The 2,296-nt window shown below is 49.0% G+C and carries 1 protein-coding gene and 3 pseudogenes; all 4 read left to right on the plus strand.

Translation table 11 applies throughout. From position 1 onward, the window contains the following. Window positions 1-185: pseudogene (locus tag O9332_RS09090) on the plus strand (RNA-guided endonuclease InsQ/TnpB family protein); the annotation flags it as partial. Further along, window positions 182-940, plus strand: a pseudogene (cax, locus tag O9332_RS09095) (calcium/proton exchanger); the annotation flags it as partial. The pseudogenes O9332_RS09090 and cax, both read left to right, overlap by 4 nt. 166 nt (window positions 941-1,106) lie before the next feature. After that, a complete protein-coding gene (locus O9332_RS09100; protein ID WP_288025033.1) occupies window positions 1,107-1,796 on the plus strand; it encodes a cadmium resistance transporter in 690 nt (229 codons plus the stop codon). A gap of 276 nt (window positions 1,797-2,072) precedes the next feature. Beyond that, a pseudogene (locus O9332_RS09105) lies at window positions 2,073-2,288 on the plus strand (IS607 family transposase); the annotation flags it as partial. Window positions 2,289-2,296 lie beyond the last annotated feature (8 nt).

Below are 2,296 nucleotides of genomic sequence, written 5' to 3' on the forward strand. Positions count from 1 at the left end.
ACATTGAACCGAGAGATACGGCATCAGCGAAGGTAATTGAGAACCGAGGAAAAAATGCGGTCGGACTGACCGTGTTAGAAAACGCTCGCGGAGGCGATTTGACGGGGATCGACCGGTTAAACCAGGTCGATCTAGTTAAAAGCCTAAGAACCGAGAATCCCCCGCTACACCGCGCGAGCGGTTAGCGGGGGAGAGTCAAAAAGAACAGAAATTCCAGCCCGTGACCGCCCGTTTAAATTCCTCGTCGATGAATCTCGCCGTCGCAGCGATCCTCCTACCCACAACCTTTCAATACACCTCCGCCGCAATCCAGGAGATTGCCCTACAGCGTCTCTCGGTAGCGGTGGCGGCGGTATTAATTTTTGTGTATTGCCTGAGTCTGCTGTTTTCGATGAAGACCCACACCTATCTTTACGAGGTGGGGGTTGCCGATCTCGATCAAGAGTCGGGGGAAGCCGTAGGGGTAAAAAAGCCGAATCTCTGGCTGTGGGTGGGGATATTACTGCTCGTGACGCTCGGGGTGGCGGTCGAATCGGAATTGTTAGTTAATACCCTAGAGGAAGCCACGCATAAATTAGGATTAACGACCCTTTTCACGGGGGTGATCCTGCTGCCAATTATCGGCAACGCGGCCGAACACGCCACCGCGGTTAGGGTCGCCTTAAAAGACAAAATGGATCTGGCGGTTTCCGTGACGGTGGGTTCGAGTCTGCAAATCGCACTTTTTGTCGCGCCGGTTCTCGTAATCGCGGGTTATTTCCTCGGTCAGCCGATGGCTCTCGATTTTGATCCGTTTGAATTGGTCGCCGTCGCCGTCGCGGTGTGGCTGACTAACTCGATCAGTAACGACGGTCGCTCGAACTGGCTAGAGGGTATATTACTCGTCGCGACCTACGCGGTGATCGCCCTCGCTTTCTTTTTCCATCCCGCAGCGGCCTAGGGCGATCGGTCGTGCGAAATACAGTTTCTCGATCGGGATAGGTAGTAAAATTCTCCCGTTCCAGAACCTTTGAAGGAAAAGCCGAACGCCGAATATTTCGGTTTCCCCTGTCACGGTGAAGGTATAAAGAACGGACGAACCCGACGGCCATCTTAAGGAAAAAACCATGATCGAGATTGTGATCGCGATATCCACTGGTGTAGCGGCATTCGTCGCCACCAACCTCGACGATATATTGATCCTGACGATTCTCTTCAGCCAAACGGGAAAACTCTTCCGTCATCGCGACGTGATCGGTCAGTATATCGGCTTTAGTCTGCTTGTTATTGCCAGTTTAGCGGGGTTTTTCGGGTGTTTTCTCATCCCTACTCAATGGATTCGCTATCTAGGCCTCGTTCCTGTGATTCTCGGCATCTTTTCCCTTCTCAAAGAAGAGGAGAAGGAGGAAGAGCCGGAGAATGTCGAAGTCAACCTAGAGGGTGCGAAACATTCCCCCTTCGGTCGTTGGTTTGACCCGCGCACCTATAGCGTGGCTGCGTTGACCGTCGCCAACGGCAGCGATAATATCGGCATTTACGTTCCCCTTTTCGCCAGTAGTAGCGTAACAAGTCTGATCGTTATCGTCAGCGTGTTTTTGATTCTGGTGGGGGTTTGGTGTGCGTTCGCCTACGGGTTGACCAGCGTGCCGACCATCGCCACTATTCTAACCAGTCAGGGAAGTACCTTCGTTCCCTGTGTGCTGATCGGTCTGGGTATTTTTATCGTCAAAGAAAGTATTTCCCTCGCGTTTTTGGCCTTAGCAATTAGCTATCTCTGGGCGATCGTCGGTCGCAGTAAGGAACTGGCAAAAAAATAAAGTACCATTTATTTTCAAGGCAGAATCATCACATCCCAAGAGGGTAATTAGGGCTTGCTGAATAATGGTAAAACCCTTTTAAAATAAGGCTTTTGACCTGTTAAAATCCGATGTTAGTGCAAGAAAATAGGATTGGGACGTTCAAAAACCTGGCATTATCCTTCTTGTAGTACATCGCTTGGTACAAAAAACAAGGGCAACAAAGCCCGAAACGACCGGCTCCTGACGACCGGCTACTGACTCCTACCCCCAGGAAAAACTTTTTCAGCAGACCCTAATTATCTGAAAGTTCTTTTAACTCAAACAAATAGAGATCTAGAGGTCGTTAATCTAGCAGAAGAAAGAAAAGACGATTTAAGGCAAGACTTCGTGAGCATAATTACCTCATTTTGCGCTCGATTATACTCATTAAGACGACGAAATAGAAAGACAGAATGTTTAATTAAATGCCTTGAGGAGAATGATGAAATTAGTTCAAAAACATCTAATTAAATTTAATC

It is taken from the genome of Microcystis sp. LE19-10.1B, assembly GCF_027530565.1.
Lineage (GTDB): Bacteria > Cyanobacteriota > Cyanobacteriia > Cyanobacteriales > Microcystaceae > Microcystis > Microcystis aeruginosa.

Coding starts and splice junctions, on each gene's coding strand:
- O9332_RS09100 (WP_288025033.1), top strand. CDS start 1,107: ATGATCGAGATTGTGATCGCGATATCCACTGGTGTAGCGGCATTCGTC.